Source organism: Paenibacillus sp. 2TAB26, from assembly GCF_052115145.1.
GTDB lineage: Bacteria > Bacillota > Bacilli > Paenibacillales > Paenibacillaceae > Pristimantibacillus.
The window spans coordinates 152,694-168,577 of sequence record NZ_JBFRGC010000012.1 but is presented as its reverse complement, the minus strand read 5'-3'; the positions used below and the strand labels follow the sequence as shown (position 1 = coordinate 168,577).

12 protein-coding genes and 1 pseudogene are annotated in these 15,884 nt (G+C 47.5%); 4 read left to right on the top strand and 9 right to left on the bottom strand.

Annotated elements, in window-relative coordinates; genetic code table 11:
• Positions 1-9: 9 nt before the first annotated feature.
• Together AB4Z50_RS15725 and AB4Z50_RS15720 are read left to right on the top strand one after the other, a co-directional pair.
• On the top strand, positions 10-798 hold the full coding sequence (locus AB4Z50_RS15725; RefSeq protein WP_441880455.1) for an ABC transporter permease: 789 nt from the start codon (positions 10-12) through the stop codon (positions 796-798).
• A gap of 18 nt (positions 799-816) precedes the next feature.
• Positions 817-1,611, top strand: a complete 795-nt coding sequence (locus tag AB4Z50_RS15720; RefSeq protein WP_441880453.1) for an ABC transporter permease — start codon at positions 817-819, stop codon at positions 1,609-1,611.
• 45 nt (positions 1,612-1,656) lie between these two features.
• Here the strand turns inward: AB4Z50_RS15720 and AB4Z50_RS15715 are convergent, their stop codons facing one another.
• The 6 genes from AB4Z50_RS15715 to AB4Z50_RS15690 form a co-directional block, all read right to left on the bottom strand.
• A complete protein-coding gene (locus AB4Z50_RS15715) occupies positions 1,657-3,279 on the bottom strand; it encodes a response regulator transcription factor (RefSeq protein ID WP_441880451.1) in 1,623 nt (540 codons plus the stop codon).
• A gap of 7 nt (positions 3,280-3,286) precedes the next feature.
• Positions 3,287-5,023: a sensor histidine kinase gene (locus AB4Z50_RS15710; protein ID WP_441880449.1), complete on the bottom strand. Its 1,737-nt coding sequence runs from the start codon at positions 5,021-5,023 to the stop codon at positions 3,287-3,289.
• 80 nt (positions 5,024-5,103) lie between these two features.
• A complete protein-coding gene (locus AB4Z50_RS15705) occupies positions 5,104-6,702 on the bottom strand; it encodes an ABC transporter substrate-binding protein (RefSeq protein ID WP_441880447.1) in 1,599 nt (532 codons plus the stop codon).
• A 62-nt stretch (positions 6,703-6,764) separates the two neighbouring features.
• Positions 6,765-7,679: a carbohydrate ABC transporter permease gene (locus tag AB4Z50_RS15700; RefSeq protein ID WP_441880445.1), complete on the bottom strand. Its 915-nt coding sequence runs from the start codon at positions 7,677-7,679 to the stop codon at positions 6,765-6,767.
• A 14-nt stretch (positions 7,680-7,693) separates the two neighbouring features.
• Positions 7,694-8,602, bottom strand: coding sequence for an ABC transporter permease (locus tag AB4Z50_RS15695; RefSeq protein WP_238404291.1), 909 nt, complete (start codon positions 8,600-8,602; stop codon positions 7,694-7,696).
• A gap of 366 nt (positions 8,603-8,968) precedes the next feature.
• The gene (locus AB4Z50_RS15690) at positions 8,969-9,763 is read right to left on the bottom strand and encodes an alpha/beta hydrolase (protein WP_441880443.1); all 795 of its coding nucleotides are present in this window, start codon (positions 9,761-9,763) and stop codon (positions 8,969-8,971) included.
• 375 nt (positions 9,764-10,138) lie between these two features.
• Here AB4Z50_RS15690 and AB4Z50_RS15685 point away from each other — a divergent pair, with 375 nt between their 5' ends.
• Both AB4Z50_RS15685 and AB4Z50_RS15680 read left to right on the top strand, forming a co-directional pair.
• Positions 10,139-11,845 (top strand): RICIN domain-containing protein, encoded by a 1,707-nt coding sequence (locus AB4Z50_RS15685; protein ID WP_441880441.1) that lies wholly within the window; start codon positions 10,139-10,141, stop codon positions 11,843-11,845.
• A gap of 106 nt (positions 11,846-11,951) precedes the next feature.
• Positions 11,952-12,174 (top strand): annotated as a pseudogene (locus AB4Z50_RS15680) (stage V sporulation protein R); the annotation flags it as partial.
• Between the two features lie 238 nt (positions 12,175-12,412).
• On the opposite strand, the gene AB4Z50_RS15675 reads toward AB4Z50_RS15680, so the two are convergent.
• The 3 genes from AB4Z50_RS15675 to AB4Z50_RS15665 all read right to left on the bottom strand — a co-directional run bounded on the left by AB4Z50_RS15675 (position 12,413) and on the right by AB4Z50_RS15665 (position 15,883).
• Positions 12,413-12,883, bottom strand: a complete 471-nt coding sequence (locus AB4Z50_RS15675; RefSeq protein ID WP_441880439.1) for a hypothetical protein — start codon at positions 12,881-12,883, stop codon at positions 12,413-12,415.
• 535 nt (positions 12,884-13,418) lie between these two features.
• On the bottom strand, positions 13,419-13,583 hold the full coding sequence (locus AB4Z50_RS15670; RefSeq protein WP_441880437.1) for a hypothetical protein: 165 nt from the start codon (positions 13,581-13,583) through the stop codon (positions 13,419-13,421).
• Positions 13,584-13,588: 5 nt separating this feature from the next.
• Entirely contained in the window at positions 13,589-15,883 is a 2,295-nt protein-coding gene (locus tag AB4Z50_RS15665; RefSeq protein ID WP_441880435.1) for a chondroitinase-B domain-containing protein, read from the bottom strand.
• Position 15,884 lies beyond the last annotated feature (1 nt).

Here is a 15,884-nt window from a genome sequence, read left to right as displayed (position 1 = left end):
GAGCAGACAATGTCGACCTATTTTATGTTTACGTTAAAGGCCTTTGTTAACCAGTTAGCATATCGTTCCGAAGTATGGCTTCGTCTGCTGGGCAACTATTTTGCAATACTCATCCAAGTGGAGATTTGGAGGGCCGTTATCGGAAATGGCGGTTCAGCCAGTACGACAGTCGAACAAATGATTACATATAGTATACTAAACACCCTCCTTTTTGCTCTTTTGCTAAACCGGGTCAGCAGTAAAGTTGACGGCAGTCTTAAGTCCGGCAGTATCGCATCAGAGCTCGTCAAGCCGCTCTCCTATCCTTTATATCTGCTTTTTGACGGGCTTGGACAATCGCTTTATCAGTTCATTTTCACAGTTATCCCCTCTCTGATTCTTGCATGGATTTTGTTCGGGATGCTTCCTCCTGCTTCCACGATACATTTCATTGCTTTCCTAGTGGCTCTGCTAATGGCTTTAATACTTTCTTTTCTTCTTGGTTATCTTGTTTCTCTTCTGGCCTTTTGGTTCTTAAGCCATTTTGCGCTCAGTTGGACGCTTGGCGGCCTAACTACCATTTTCAGCGGTTCGTTTCTGCCCTTGTGGTTCTATTCCCCTTCTTGGGCAGCGGTCGCCAAGTTGTTGCCATTCCAATATCTAGGCTATGTACCTGCGGCGATTTATCTCGGTAATCTGAACGAGGCAGAATTATGGAGAACCGTCGCGTTGGGATGTGTATGGATCATCTTGTTGCTTGTTGTTGCCTATTGGCTTTGGGGCAAAGCCGTACGGCGATTAATCGTTCAAGGAGGCTAATAAGAAAGGAGGCGTACTATGACTTTATTACTCTTCAGTAAGCTGGTTCGATTATTGTTGAAAGAGAAAATGGAATACCGAGCTGATTTTGTACTTTCTGCCTGCGCGCAAATCATTTCCTATGCAGGAGACTATATTGTCATTTGGCTGTTTATGAAGCAATTCAACTCGATTGCTGGCTGGAACTGGCCTGAAATTGCTTTGCTTTATAGCATCGGATTATTTACATATGCACTTGGCGCATCCTTTTCTTTCGTGCAAATGTCGGGTCTAGAAGGTCAAGTTCGGGAAGGCACATTCGATACGCTGCTCATTAAACCTGTCAACCCCTACTTATACCTGATTAGTCGCGGTTTTAACCTGGCATACGTCGCTCATATCAGTATTTCCGGAACAGTATTGATTTGGGCCATCGCTCAATTAAATTTACAGTGGGCGTGGACAGAGTATGTCTATTTACTGCTTGCTTTAATCAGCGGTGCAATGATTCATGCTGGATTGCTCACTGCTATTGGCGCTACAACCTTCGTGTGGGTGAGGACGGGATATTTGTTTTCATTGTTTTTCCATTTGAAGGAGTTCATATCCTATCCTCTTCCCATATTCGGAACAGTGGTTCAGCTGCTCTTGACCGTTGGCATTCCACTCGCTTTTGTCAATTTCTATCCTGCAGCCTTTCTTTTGTCGTACGAGACATCGCTAATACCGCATTGGGCCAAGTGGCTGGTCCCGCTCGCGGGTCCGCTGATTTATGGACTAGGCTACCGCTTTTGGATGTACGGCGCAAACAAGTATCAGGGAGCAGGCGGATAAATATTTGCCGTTCTTAAAGTCCGTATCGTTGTGTAAAATGATTAATTAATCCCGTTTTTTCCGTGCTCGATATTGCTGTGGCGTTACGCTGACAATTCTTTTGAACAAGTTCGAAAAGCTTCCTAAGCTGGTATAACCTATACGCTCTGCAATGTCTGTAATCTTGTATTCGGTTTCTTCCAGCAATCGTTTGGCCTCTTGGATTCGTTCCTGAATGATGGCATCCGACAAAGATAACCCGGTCTCCTTCTTGAACAATCTGGATAAATACGCCGGGTTCAGATAGACATGGGCAGCCATTTCCTCCCGGGTAATCTCCTGGTTCAATCGTGAACGAATGTAATGTCTAATCTTGGTAACCACAGCAGAAGATACTTTGTTGCTTACCGTGAGAAGTCGTACGGTTGCCTTCAGGCAGCATCTCGTCCATTGTTGCAGGGCATCCGAGTGCTTGGGATAGCTTTCCTTATCTGTCAAGCTCTTTAATTCGGCCGACTTGTGAATAGATAAACCTTTTTGGGCCAATATGGTGTGAATAATGAAGAGAATACCGTGGATAAACTGATGATGAGATTCCTTTGTCCATGTATTTCCTTCACTGCTCCAGAACCATTGCTTCACGCGGCGATCCAGCTCTTCTAACTCACCAAGCTCCATAATAGTGGACCACTCCGCAAATAAGCTTAGTGGAGCTACAGCCTGCAATTGTTTCATGCTTTTTTCCATAGGAGTAGAGGCAGGCATGAATACTTGCCGGGATCGAGTTAAATTGTGCTGCTCTCTCTCTGTCACATACGTGTAGGCGCTAACGATTTCCGGTAATACTACCGTCGGGCTAATATAAATAGATAAGGAGCAATGAAGAAGCCGTTCGCATTCGTTCAGAAACTGACGGCAATTGTGATTAAGCACGCTGCTAATAGAGGTTTCTTCACTTCTCACATATACGATCGCCAGATTAAGCCCTGTATGATCCTGAAATACAACACCTTCCAGCTCTAGCAGAAGCAGTTCTCCAGCCAAATTGCGAAGCGCGTATTCCATAATGGCTTCATCCCGCGCGCTCAGATTATCTTTCCATTGCTCAAGTCCAAACAGAACCAGGATATAACGATCATCAGGCTTGATCGACAAGCCACAAGTTTGTGCGGATCTTTGTAGCGAGTCCGGGAGCAGAGATGCCCGCTGACTAAGGATGTCCTGCCAGAAGCGTTCCACCAATATAGGCAGCTGATGTTCCCATTTTCTTCGATAGTCCTGCATCAGAGCTTCAAACTTTTTTTGTTCTTTTTGCCTACCGACCTCTGCAAAAGCATCGCTGGCCACTTTCTTCAATTGCTCATAATCGACGGGCTTCAGCAAATAATGGAACGCTCCATGATGGATGGCGCGCTGCGCGTACTCAAAGTCCGCATGACAAGTAAGCATAATCGTCAAAGTGTACGGCGAATGCTGCTCCACCCAGGCCAACAAATCCAAACCGCTGCTCCCCGGCATTTCGATATCGCAAATTAGCAAGTCAATAGTAGTGTTCCTTAGTATCTTCAACGCTTGATCCACGTTCTCCGCCAAACTAATGTGCGTAACGCCCAGCACGCTCCAGTTCACGCCTTGCTGCAAACCGAGCAAGGCAAAATATTGGTCATCAACAATTAAGATTCTATACATACGATGATCAAAGCCTCCTTTGCATAGGCAATTTGATATTCACTATTCCGCCGCCCTGTGGATCATTGCTGAAGGCTATATTCGCGCGTCCATCATAGAACATAATCAAGCGTCTGCGCACATTCCATATCCCCAGTTGACGGTCTGTGGGCTCCTTTTCATATAAGCCAAGGTTAAGCATGACCAATTGCTGCTCGGAGAATCCAGGTCCAGAGTCGCGGATTTCGATGGCCATGCATGAATCCCCTTCTTTACTAGTTTCTTTACTTACCGTGACGTTGACTTCAAAATGCTTGGCATTATTAATAAATCCATGCTTCATAGCATTCTCCACGAACGGTTGTACAAGCAATGGCGGCACAAGGACGTTCTCAAGTTCCTTGGGCACCCGTTCGTGAAAACTCAGCTTGTTCGGGTACATAACCATTTGGATTTCAAGGTAGTTTCGGATATGATTAAATTCGCTAACAAGCGTAATCCACGCATCGTTGGTGCTCATGATGAACCGGAAATAGGAGACGAGGTGGCTGATCATCTTTTTAATCAGTGAATACTTCTGAAGCTCTACAAGATGGAAGACGATATTTAAGGAATTCATGAAAAAATGGGGATTGATCTGGGCCTGAAGATGCTTAAGTTCGGCTTGCTGCACTTTCATTTGCTCTTCATATACGAAGATTTTTAAATTCCCAATTTGTTCAGCCATCCGATTGAACTGTTGTGTAATCAGTTGGAACTCCTTGGATTTCTCTTCCTTTAAACGGTAATCCAGCTGTCCCTTGCCAAGTATGCGCATCCCGCTTGCCAACTGCTGAATGGGTTTAAATACAAGCCGGCTTAATAGAAAGAACAATACAACTAGAATGACAACTACCGCTATGGGAATGACCTTAATTACGCGTTGGAACAGAGGCAGCTCGTCCAGCAGCAATTCTTCGTCCAATAAAATGAAAACGTTGAGATCCGAAAAAAGAGACGGTTTGCCTACGAACAAATAGCTGCTGCCGTCACTAAGTCGAATAGAAGCGCTAGAGCGATTCGATTGATCGTTCAGATGGCTACGGATGCGGACAAGATCCTCATTGCCGAACTGCCCCCACAACAGATGCCCCTCTTTGGATATAATGCCGATTTTCTCATCGCTCTCTACGGACTCCAACCGGATTAGAGGCTGAGCTAAGGAATCAATGCTGACAAGTACACCGATGAGCAGCCTTCCACTTTTATCCGGAAGTGCCTTAAATAAGACCGGCTCGCCGCCGACGTTAATGATTTCCCACTTCAAGGACGTCGGAAGCTTGAACTTCTTCAGCCGAGCGGACAGACCGGCACGGATAGCCTTCTTCTCCTCGTAATACTCCTTTTGACTGCTGAGGAATAGCTCCTCCCGGTCAAGATGATACACGAATACACTGCGAATAATAGAGTAGTAGCTAACATCGCTATACCATTGATCCATTAATTTTCTGATAGATAAATAATAGTTTACACTGTCTGGGTCGCTCTCCGAGTATAGCTCGAGCAGCATGCTTTCATTTGCCGTTCGCAGCAAATAAGTACTGGTCTGCTCCAGCAGCTCATCAAGAGCGCCTAAATGAAGGGTCAACGTGTCCGATGCGGATTTCGCTACTTTCTCACGAACAATATTTGTGGAGTAGATATTGGTGTAGTAAAGAAAGAAAAAAAGTGGCGCCACTAATAGCAGGACGAGTGCGCTTACTTTAAATTGCAATGAAAGTCCCACAGTTCCACTCCTTTGTCTAGTATATGAACGCCCATGCGGCACGAAAGGGGAAAGACCATTTCGGTCTTTCCCCTGCCTGCTTATGACTGCTTCGCCTTCCAATCATCGTACTGTTTCTGAGCTTCGGTTCGGATCTTCTCAATACCGTTGGCCTTTAGCTTTTCATTGTATTCTGCCAGTACCTTGTCGGCATCCAAACTTCCCGTTTCAAGCAGCGGACGATACTCCTTAATAATATTGCTGACGACGGACACCTCTGTTTTGACAGCGTCCGTGTTGAAGCTGAAGCCAAACGATTTTACTTTATGAGCTTTTTCGTTATAGGCTTTGAACTTCTCCCATTTGTCAGGGCTTTCGCCTTCCCACAAATAAGTGAGCGTCTGATTCCCAAACATCCACTCAATACCCGGAGCCCACCCCGTATCCGCACGGGTAGAGACGCCATCTTGCAGCTTAATGAAATTATCCTTGCCCTCTACCTTGACATATTGCCGTCCTTCCACACCGAAATCGATCAGGTTGACCAGATTTTTGTCGGTATGAAGAAGGTTTAGAAGCATCATTGTGCGCTCCGGATCGACAGATGTGCGGCCGATTGCCATCATGGAGTTGCTGACGCTTGCTGTACTGATTTCAGGATCATTCCCCTTCAGCTTGACTAGTTCGATACCCGTCGCGCTGGAATCTTCCTTGTCAGAATCCGGTTTATCGGAACCGAATTTCATCCACGTTTTGCCGGCCTTAAATGCATCTTCGGCGCTCGTTTTGGTCGTCGCGGCATCCTGATTGATGAATCCCTTTTTGAACCATTCGCTGTAGAGCCTCAACCTATAAATAGTCGCATCGGATTCCAACGTGCTGATGATCATCTTATCTGTCTTAGTATCCAATACAATACCGGCAGGCGCTCCGGCCACCAGCTCGTAACGGAAGTTTTCTTCCATGCTCGGCTTTGTTTTGTCGAAGTAGCTCAGCGTATCAGAACCACTGCCTGAGAGCCAGATAGGTGCAAGGCCGGGTTCCTTATCCTTAATGGTTTGAAGCCACGGCTCTAGGTCTTCCAGTGTTTGGATAGAGTTGATATCARATCCGTATTTATCAATAAGATCTTTCCTGAACATAATCGTGTGGCTCTCGCCGATTTCTTTGTTAGTTGGGATCGCGTAAATTTTCCCATTTACTCTGCCCCCATCGAGAAAACGAGGATCTAAAGTCTCCATTATTCCTTGCCCGTATTCGGTTAACAAATCATCTAGCGGGAGAAACGCCCCTTTGGTTACATTGTTGGAAAAATCTGCCCAGTTCGGAGCAAAAGTCAAGTCTACTTGCTCTCCGGACTGATAGGCCAGCGCCATCTTCTCAGACCAGGAGGACCAGGGCAGTCCTTGGAAGTCGATCTCCGCATTAATTTTCTCTTTCAAGTATTTATTGATTTCTGCAACAACTGCCTTGGAGTCGTTTTGTGGAAAATTCCCTACCGTATAGACTTTGAGCTTGCGGTAGGTCGATGTATCGGGATTGCTTGTGCTTGATCCGATTTCCTCGGATGGCTTGCTTGTTGACAGCGGTTCTGCATTAGGTGAACCGGATGATCCTGAATTTGTGCTGCAGCCTGACATGACAAGCATGGCCGCCGTTAGCCCAACAAGCGTTTTGCCCAAACCTTTCGTTACCTTCATTTCTTTAACCCCCTATAAATTTTCATATATTCTAACCGGCCGTTAAGCCAGAGCTAGACGAATTAACCTTTGATGGCTCCAATGGTAAGTCCCTTGGTAAAGTACTTCTGAAAGAAAGGATAGACAAACAGAATGGGACCAATGGAGACGACTACCATCGCCATCCGTAAGCTTTCTGTCGGTACTGATTGCTGCACTAGCAGAGCTACTCCGCTGCCCGCTAATTGATTTTTGAAAAACTCCGCTTGGCGAATCATTTGAATCATGACGTACTGCAACGAGAACTTTTCGCTGTCATTAATGAACAACAAGGAATTGAACCAATCGTTCCAATACATTAGCGTCGTAAACAATCCGATTGTTGCCAGTACCGGAAGCGAAATAGGAAGAACGAGCTGAAAAAAAATTCGCCACTCCGATGCTCCGTCGAGCTTACCCGATTCAATCATCTCTTCCGGTATGGTTTGCTGGAAGAATGTACGGGCAATGAAGATATAAAACGCGTTCGAAAGGCCTGGAAGGATAAGCGCGACATAAGTGTCCTTCAGATCCAAATAGTTGACGTACAACAGATAGAAAGGGACCAGCCCTCCAGAGAACAGCATCGTAATCAGAAGATAGATATTAAATATTTTCTTAAACGGAAAATCCTTGCGAAAGATCGGGTACGCATATAACGCAATTAACAATACCGCCAGCAAGGTCCCAATAAAGGTTACAGATAAGCTAACCCCATAGGCTTTCATAAGAGTCGACGAATTGGCAAATAGATGGTGGTATGCAGATCCATCGATTTCGTCAGGCCAGAACTTGTAGCCTTTTAGCGTTAGGAGCTTTTCATTTGAAAATGAGATGGCGACGATCAGCAAGATCGGCAAAATGCAGGCGAGACTGAAAGCGATAAAAATAGTATGAAGCAATAGTGCGGCCAGCTTAGATACCTTCTGATACGGTTTAACGTTCGTTGCTTTGTTCATATTGATTCTCCATTCTAGAAAAGTGCCGTGTCGCGATTAAGCTTGCGAGCCAGACTATTTGCTCCAATGACAAGGAAAAATCCAACTACCGATTGGTAGAAATTCGCTGCGGAGGCCATTCCCAAGTCATTGAGCTGAATCAGGCCTCTATAAACATACGTATCGATGACATCCGTCGTAGAGCGCAACGCGCCGGAATCGAGCGTAACATGATAAAATAACCCGAAGTCAGAGCGGAATAAGCCCCCCAAATTTAATATCGTCAGAATGACCATCACAGGAGTCAGGAGCGGAATCGTAATTCGGATGATCTGCTGCCATTTGCTGGCTCCGTCCATGACCGCTGCTTCGTACAGCTCTTCGCTGATTCCAGTTATTGCCGCCAAGTAAATGACGCTGCCAATGCCAACGGAGTGCCACATTTTCGTCAACCACAGAATATAAGGCCAAGCCTCCGGGTGCATATAAGCATTAACCGAAGAGTGTCCGAACAACGGCAACACGTATTTGACCAGAAAACCGTATTCAGGGTGTAAAAAGGCGTATACGATATAGCTGACGACAACCATGGACAAAAAATTCGGCATGATCATCACCGTCTGATAGAGTCGCGATGCCAGCTTGGCACGAACCTCGTTTACGGCAATGGCAATCGCAACGGAGAGAAGAAGACCGGTCACAATAAAGACAACATTGTAGGCAACCGTATTAATTGTTACTCGCCACGCATCGGAAGTAGCGAAGAGAAAACGGAAATTGTCGAGCCCCGCCCACGGACTGCCCAAAATTCCGTCGACGTAGTTAATGTTCTTGAAAGCAATGAAAACGCCAAACATGGGGATATAACAATTAATGAAAAAAACGATGCTTGTTGGCAGCAGCATAAGCAGCAGCACGCGGTATTTCACAATGTTTCGCAGCAAACGGGCATAGCCCCTCTGTCGCAGTGAATGAGCTTGCTTAGCAGAAAAATTTACAGATGAAGGAATTGACATAGCATTTAACCTCACTCTATTTCAATAGGATAGATTTATTATAATGAAGTTGGAAATTGGAATTCTCTATCTCAGGTGATCTCATTTATTAGAAAGTTACCTCTTAACCTGATTTCCAAATATCATCCTCGTTGTCTATTCTTCGTGTTTCGTCTTACAATCAAAAGTGGAACAAAACATCACAAAAGCATCACCTTAATAAGGTGATGCTCCGATTGTTGAGAATCCAAATTGTCATGATACCATGGTTATTATTTCACTCGTGTACCTCTAAGGGATCAGACGCTAGACAGGCTATCTAAAAATGAGTTGGGAAAAATGGTATAAATCGTTTTTCCAAACCGGCCAATCGTGGCCGCCGCTCTCCTCGTACCAAATATGGGGTACATCGTTCCTCTCCAAATAGGCATGTGTCCGGTCGCTGACATGCTTAAGATTGTCCAGAAGTCCGCATGACAACCAGAGCAAACTCAGCTTAGCCGCCGCATCTTCCGGATTCGGGACAAGCAACTCGGGTTCCTTTGTGTTTGGCGCAGAGGAAAAACCTCCAATCCAAGCAAAATGATCTAGATTGCCTAATCCGATATTGAGCGATTGTCCTCCTCCCATCGATAAACCGGCTAGAGCACGGTTCTCTCTCCTCGTCAGAACCGTATAGTTCGATTCCACATAAGGAATGAGATCATAAAGCAAATCGAATTCGAAATCCTCAAACGCCTTTAATTTGTCCGCGTCGAATAAATTGCCCTCCGCTCGGTCGTTCTGCATGGCACGGCCGTTAGGTAGAACCACAATCATGCGCGCAAGTTTATTGTCTGCATACAAATTATCAAGAATCACTTGCGGACCCGCATGATTGTACCATTCCTCTTCGTCTCCGCCGATACCATGCAATAAATAAAGAACGTTATATTCCCCTTGACCATCCGGGTAACCTGGAGGGATGTAAATCATCGCTCTACGCTTGCATCCTATTGTCTTAGAGAAATATTCAACCGTTTCAATTTTGCCGTGGGAAATATCTTCCCTGTACTGGTCATAACTCGTCGGAACGGCACGTCTTAGCAAATCATAGTTAATTGAACTCATCCTTTTTCCTTCCCCTTCCTGTTTACACCTACTTAACTGCGAAAAGTATAAACTTTCCATAATGAACAAACAACCTGTCAATTGTTACTATCACTTGTACGTTAAAGATAGAGTTAGAAGGGTTTCAGAACCATAATTAGACAGGTTGTTGATAGTGTCAAACGAATAGTAAACTCAATTTTGTAAGCGCATACATATTAATTTTACAAATAATTCACCTCTTTCATCTTCTCCTCTCCTGAAGTCTAAATGGTTATGAATCGTTATTCTTCACTTCTGAATCAGCTCTGGGTACCTCATCCACCGTATGCTTCACCACACCCTTGTACTACCATGAATTAACATATGTAAAACAAAAAAAGGAGATGAGTATTAATGATTAAAAAGAAAGTCAGTTTGGCAATGAAGCTTCTGCTGCTTGTGGCGCTAGTGATGTCGCCATTATTGCTGAGCGGCAAGAAGGCAGATGCGTGGGTTGGCATGCCGATGTCCAAGCTCCATGTAAGCGGCAACCAATTGGTGAACAGCAGTGGACAGCCTGTTTTGCTAAGCGGGTGGCATCAGCCTTCGGGCGCTTACTGGACGTACCAGAACAGCAATTACTACCTGAATCAGAATGGCGGGAATCGACATGCAGCGATCTTAGCGTATTTGAAAGATATCACCGACACCTTTACAAGCACCTCGGCCAAATACGGCAACAACCATGGATGGTATATGAATCAGGTACGTCTATTCATTGACCGGGAAGACATGGGCGACGTAGCGGCGGGCACGTACAATTTTGCCGGCCTGCAAGCCGTTACTCAGAACGTCATCATTCCTTATATCAACTATGCCAAGACCAAGGGCCTATATGTCACCCTCGGCCTAGATTTCACTTTAAGCAACAACCAAGCAACAACCCCTGCCAATCTCGCAAAGTTTAATCAGATTTGGGGTTACCTCGCTGATCAGCCAGGAATCAAGAGCGCTGACAATGTTATGTTCGAGCTCATTAACGAGCCCGTGCTGTCTGATGTCAATGGCGTCTGGGGCGGTCATCCTTCCCAATCCAATTTCATTGCGTACTGGAACTCGCTCAAAAATTTCCAAAATTCCATGATCTCCACAATTCGCAGCAAAGGCGCGGATAACGTCATCTGGGCATCGGGACTTGGTTGGGATCAATACTATCAGCTATGCGCAGCCTATCCATTGACGGATTCACTGAACAATATAGGTTATTCCGTACATTGGTATCCGGGCTATGGCGCTTATGATGACTACACTCCTTTGCAACAGCAATGGGATACCAATATTAAGCCTTGCGCTGATAATTATCCAATTAATATTACGGAGACAACCTGGTTCAAGACCCAACCGGGAGACTCTTCCTACTGGGATCTGTTCAACGGCTCGAACGCGGGCTTCGGCAAAAATACCAAAGCGATCTTCACGGCAGCGGGCAATGTGAGCATCGCTGTCCATATGAATGGATTTTTGTTGAATCCCGGCACGAGAAGCTCATTTGCAGACCCAACAGGCGGATTGATGTATGATGGCAACACTGCCCGGGACGGCATGGCTCGATTTATATTCGAATGGTACTATGAACGTGCGCAGTTCAATCCTTGGAATGGTATATGGAATGGAGTCACGAATGGCGCAACTTACAAGCTCGTCAACCGTGCTTCGGGTAAAATACTCGAGGTTCCAGGCGGCCAGAATACTAACGCGTTGCAGCTTCAACAGCGAGCAGACAATAATACGACAGCTCAGCGCTGGATCGTCACGGATCAAGGCACCTACAATAACTATTACGAATTGCGAAGCGTAAGCTCAACTGACAACAAAGTCATGGATGTTCGTAACGGGACAAAAAACAACGGGGAAGCGATTCAGCTTATGCAGGATCTCTCCAATACCGCGCAGCAGTTCAGATTGATTAAGCTCAGCAACGGTTACTGGAGCATCTTGAATGTGAATAGCAACAAAGCGGTAGAAGTCGCCGGCTCCTCCACGGCTGATGGCGCGAATATTCAGCAAAACTTATACAGCGGCAATCTCAATCAGCAATGGCAGCTGGTACAAATCAACTAATAGGAAGAAGTACAAAAAAGGTGACCTAAAGGAGGAGTGACGGGAATGACCCCCGGTTATGAATCTCTAATTCAATATGTACTTATCGCCGCCCATGTGCTCGCTTATATCCGATAAATCGTGGGAGAAAATTCGCGATCAACTTGTTTATTCAAAAGTAAACGGCGGGTTTCCCTAGATTGATGGTTAAGGATCTGAAGTATGTGGAGCGCACGCTTCTCCATGTCGTTTAGCTTTGGGGGAAGAACGTTCATCTAGAGACGTTTATTGAGGATAAAAAGATTGTGTTTCGCTGTGATGGGATGAAAACGAGTCCGAGGTTTGTTTGAGACAAGTGGATAGTGATTCATAATTCTGTTTTGAAGAGCGCTATCATATTTAAAGATGTTACAGAAAACCCGATCTCATTGGATCGGGTTTTCTGTAACACTCTTTTATGCAATTTTGTCATATACAAATATGGATAGCATACTACATTTCGATCAATTCAGTGCAGCAGTTATACGTCATAGCCGCATAGCGCTCGCTTGACGCCACGCAGCTGCTCATCGCAAACTCCCCCATGTATCATTGCTTTAAAGGTATAACCATGTTCCATGTATCGGAAGCATCCATAAAACCGTCGATGCCGTCCGAGACGGCAGCGAACAAATGTGTCGGCTTTCCGTTCTGGAAAAGTAGGAATGGCCGCTCTAGATTTCCCAGCGTCTGCACCGTGCCATCATCATAGCGTACCGTCCGGGAGTAGCTTTGCGGCTGTCCATGCAAGCTCCATTTCAACCCGTCTGGAGACTCCGCGTAGATGCCGCCGTATTTTTCACCACATAGACGCCCTTCCATATCTTTGGCGATCAAATGGTATCCTTTCGCTGTTTGCCAGATGAACGGATCTTCGATATGGAACGACTCCGGGGGAAACACTGGCTCGCCGCTCAGCGCCCGGTATGGTCCCTCGTAGTGATCCGCATACGCGACGCCAATAGTCATGCCGCCATGCAGGTTGCTTTCGTAGCTTCGTGCCTTGTAGATCAGCAGCACGGAACCGTCCTCCCGGACACACGGAGCCGGATTGGAGGTCAGAAAGCTATCGAATCGGCCGGGACGTGTTGGCAATATCGGCTCATCTGCTCTGCGCCAAGGGCCGAATACGCTGTCCGCGACAGCCAGGCCTACCCGTTTGTTCGCCCGCGCCACGATGCATTGCGGATCGGTTAACCCGAAATTTTCGGGTGGCTCCGGATCGCCCAACGGATGGGTCGAGCCCGTATAATAAAGTAGATATTTGTTGTTGTGCTTAACGATATGGGGGTTGTGCGTGCAGCGTCCGTCCCAATATTGCGCTCCCCTCGCCGGAAGCGCCACCTCGCGGAATTCGTACGGTCCCTCGGGCGTATCCGAGTCCGCCCTGACAATCTCTGAAGCCGTCATCCAGCCGGGGTGCATCGGCAGAGTCTTCGGCCAGCGCGAGGCAAACATATGGAATTTGCCGTCCTCGCCCTGCACGACGGAACCACACCATATCCAATAACCTTCCATTCGGAAGCCGCCGCCACGCGGAGCCGGCAGCATCGTGTTAGTATGCATGTAACGTCACCTCGCCTTTTCCCTCTGCTCCATAGCTTCTGCGAACCATGGTCTCCCATCCTTTCAAATAAAGTAAATAACCGGCATGCTCCGCACAGCTATGGAACGACATAGCCATGCCGTCGGACCGACCGCCGGCATGCTTGATCATCAATTACCCTAAGGCGTATTCAGCCCCACATCGCCTGCCGCAAGCGGGCGATTCAGCAGAGGCGCTCCGGAATATTCATCCGCCCCCACATCCGTTGTCGCCCGCATTTGGCCGTCCATATCCGCCTGCACGAACGCGTATGTCCCTACAGCGGCGTCAATCGCTTGGCTGCTTGCGGACAACTTCTGGATGCCGCTCACCGTAGTGAGCAGCGGATTGATATTTCGGATCTGCCCCGAGCTGCGCGATATGTTGCTAATGGTGCTGCCATACCCGATGTTGCCCTGAAACAGCGTATTCGTTGTCGCCGCCTCGTAATAAAGCGTGCCGGTGCTGTTGCGCACGATATTGTTCGCCACGACGGAATCCTGCGGAGCATACGCTTTGCCCGATCCAATGACGATGCCGGTTGTGCTGTTTACAATCGTATTGTTGACGATAAGCGCCCGGTAAACTTTCCACTGTTTGCGTAATTGTTCGACCGTCGGGCTTGGAGGAGAGCCTCCAGTACCTCCGTCGAAATCGCCGTTTGGCAAGTAGATTGCTTCGCCTGTCAAATTCTCGAAGTAGTTGTTATAAATCTTATGGTCATTGCCGAACATCCGGATGCCTTCCTGATCCGACTCGACACCGTCCCCGAGGAAGAAGTTGCCGTATACGCTGTTGTTATGGCCGTGCCGCAGCGTTAGGCTGCCCTTGGACGTGAGGAATGTATTGAAGCGCACTGAATTGCTGCTGCTCTTGACCGAAACAATTTCCGGCTCGCCGTCGCAATTCTGAAATACATTATATTGTATCGTATTATAGCCGTGGGAGAGCGTTAGACCGGACAAGCCGAGACGGATCGTCTCTTTGCCGTTGGCTACCCATGGGCCTACATCATGGAAATAGTTGTATTCAATAATATCGTATTGCGAAATTTGCCCTGAGCCATCCTGTCCTTCGTAAGCGATCAGCGGTTCGGTGTCGCTCTTCATTCCGAAGTCGTTCCGGTCGATGCGGTTATGATGACTGTTCGTGCCCCGCACTTGCAACCACATCAGGCCGCCGCCTGAGCTTGGCAGCGCAAATGTATTACGGGTCAGTCGCACATGGTGCGAGCCTTCGAGCACCACCGCGCCATTGCTTGTGTTCGTAAACTTTAATCCGTCCAACACCACATGCGAGGAGTTCTCGACGCGGAAGCCCGATGCTCCCGAGATGATAGCTTGGCCGCGGTTTTTCGCCTTAATGACGATTGGAGCGTTGGCGGTGCCGTTTTTGTTCTGAACAGCAAACGGGCTTGTACGCGAATACGTGCCGTTTGCCAGCACAATCGTTTTACCCGCCGCAGCGGTTGCAAGCTCGGCAGTGAGCTGCGTGGAAGTGCTAACTTCGACAACCGTCCCTTCGCTACCGCTGCCGCTTGAATCGCTGCCATAAATTTCGACCTCTGCGAAGCTGTTCCATGCGTTCACCGAGTTGCCGTGGCCAACAATACGAACGTAGCGTACAGGGGCCACATCGGCAAAATCAAATGTCTGCAAGCTGTTGCTCAGACTGCTGACCGCTCCCGAAAGTGCTGTGCTGAAGTTGTAGCCATCATAGGAAGTCTGGATATCAAAGCTGAAAGTTCGCTCCGCCCCGTTGGTGAAGGCGATCTTCACATATTCCACTCGTTTGCTCGATCCAAGGCCGTATTGGACCCACTCCCCGTCGCCACTCGCCGCCCAGCGCGTGCCGAGATCGCCGTCGATCGTATTCGCGACGATGTTGCCGTCATCTCCACTAGCCATTAGCTGCGGTACAGTAACCGCCAGCTTGCTTACACCCGGCGAAGGGCCGCTCGCGGTGCCGTACAGTTCAACTTCGGTATAGCTGTTCCACAGGTTGGAGGAATTGCCGTGCCCAACGACCCGCACATAGCGGGCAGAATCGACATCCGGAAAATCGAACGTTTGCAGGCCTTCCACAAGGCTGCTCACAATTCCGCTGCTGACGGTCGTGAAGGCGGAACCGTCCGTAGACGTCAAAATATCAAAAGTAGAAGTGCGGCTTGCCCCATTCAAAAAAGCAATTTTAATGGAAGACACTTTGCGGTTTACGCCCAAATCGTACTGAATCCATTGCCCGTCGCCATTCGCTGACCAACGTGTGGCGAAATCGCCGTCCACCGTGTTGGCCGGAACATTGCCGTCATGTCCACTCGCCGTCACGCTGGAGCTGCCAATTGTGAACTTCGTATCGGCCGCCCGCGCCGCTCCTGGCATTAACGCAACTAGCATACAGAGCAAAATCATGCATGTCATACTTTTGGTTCCCATA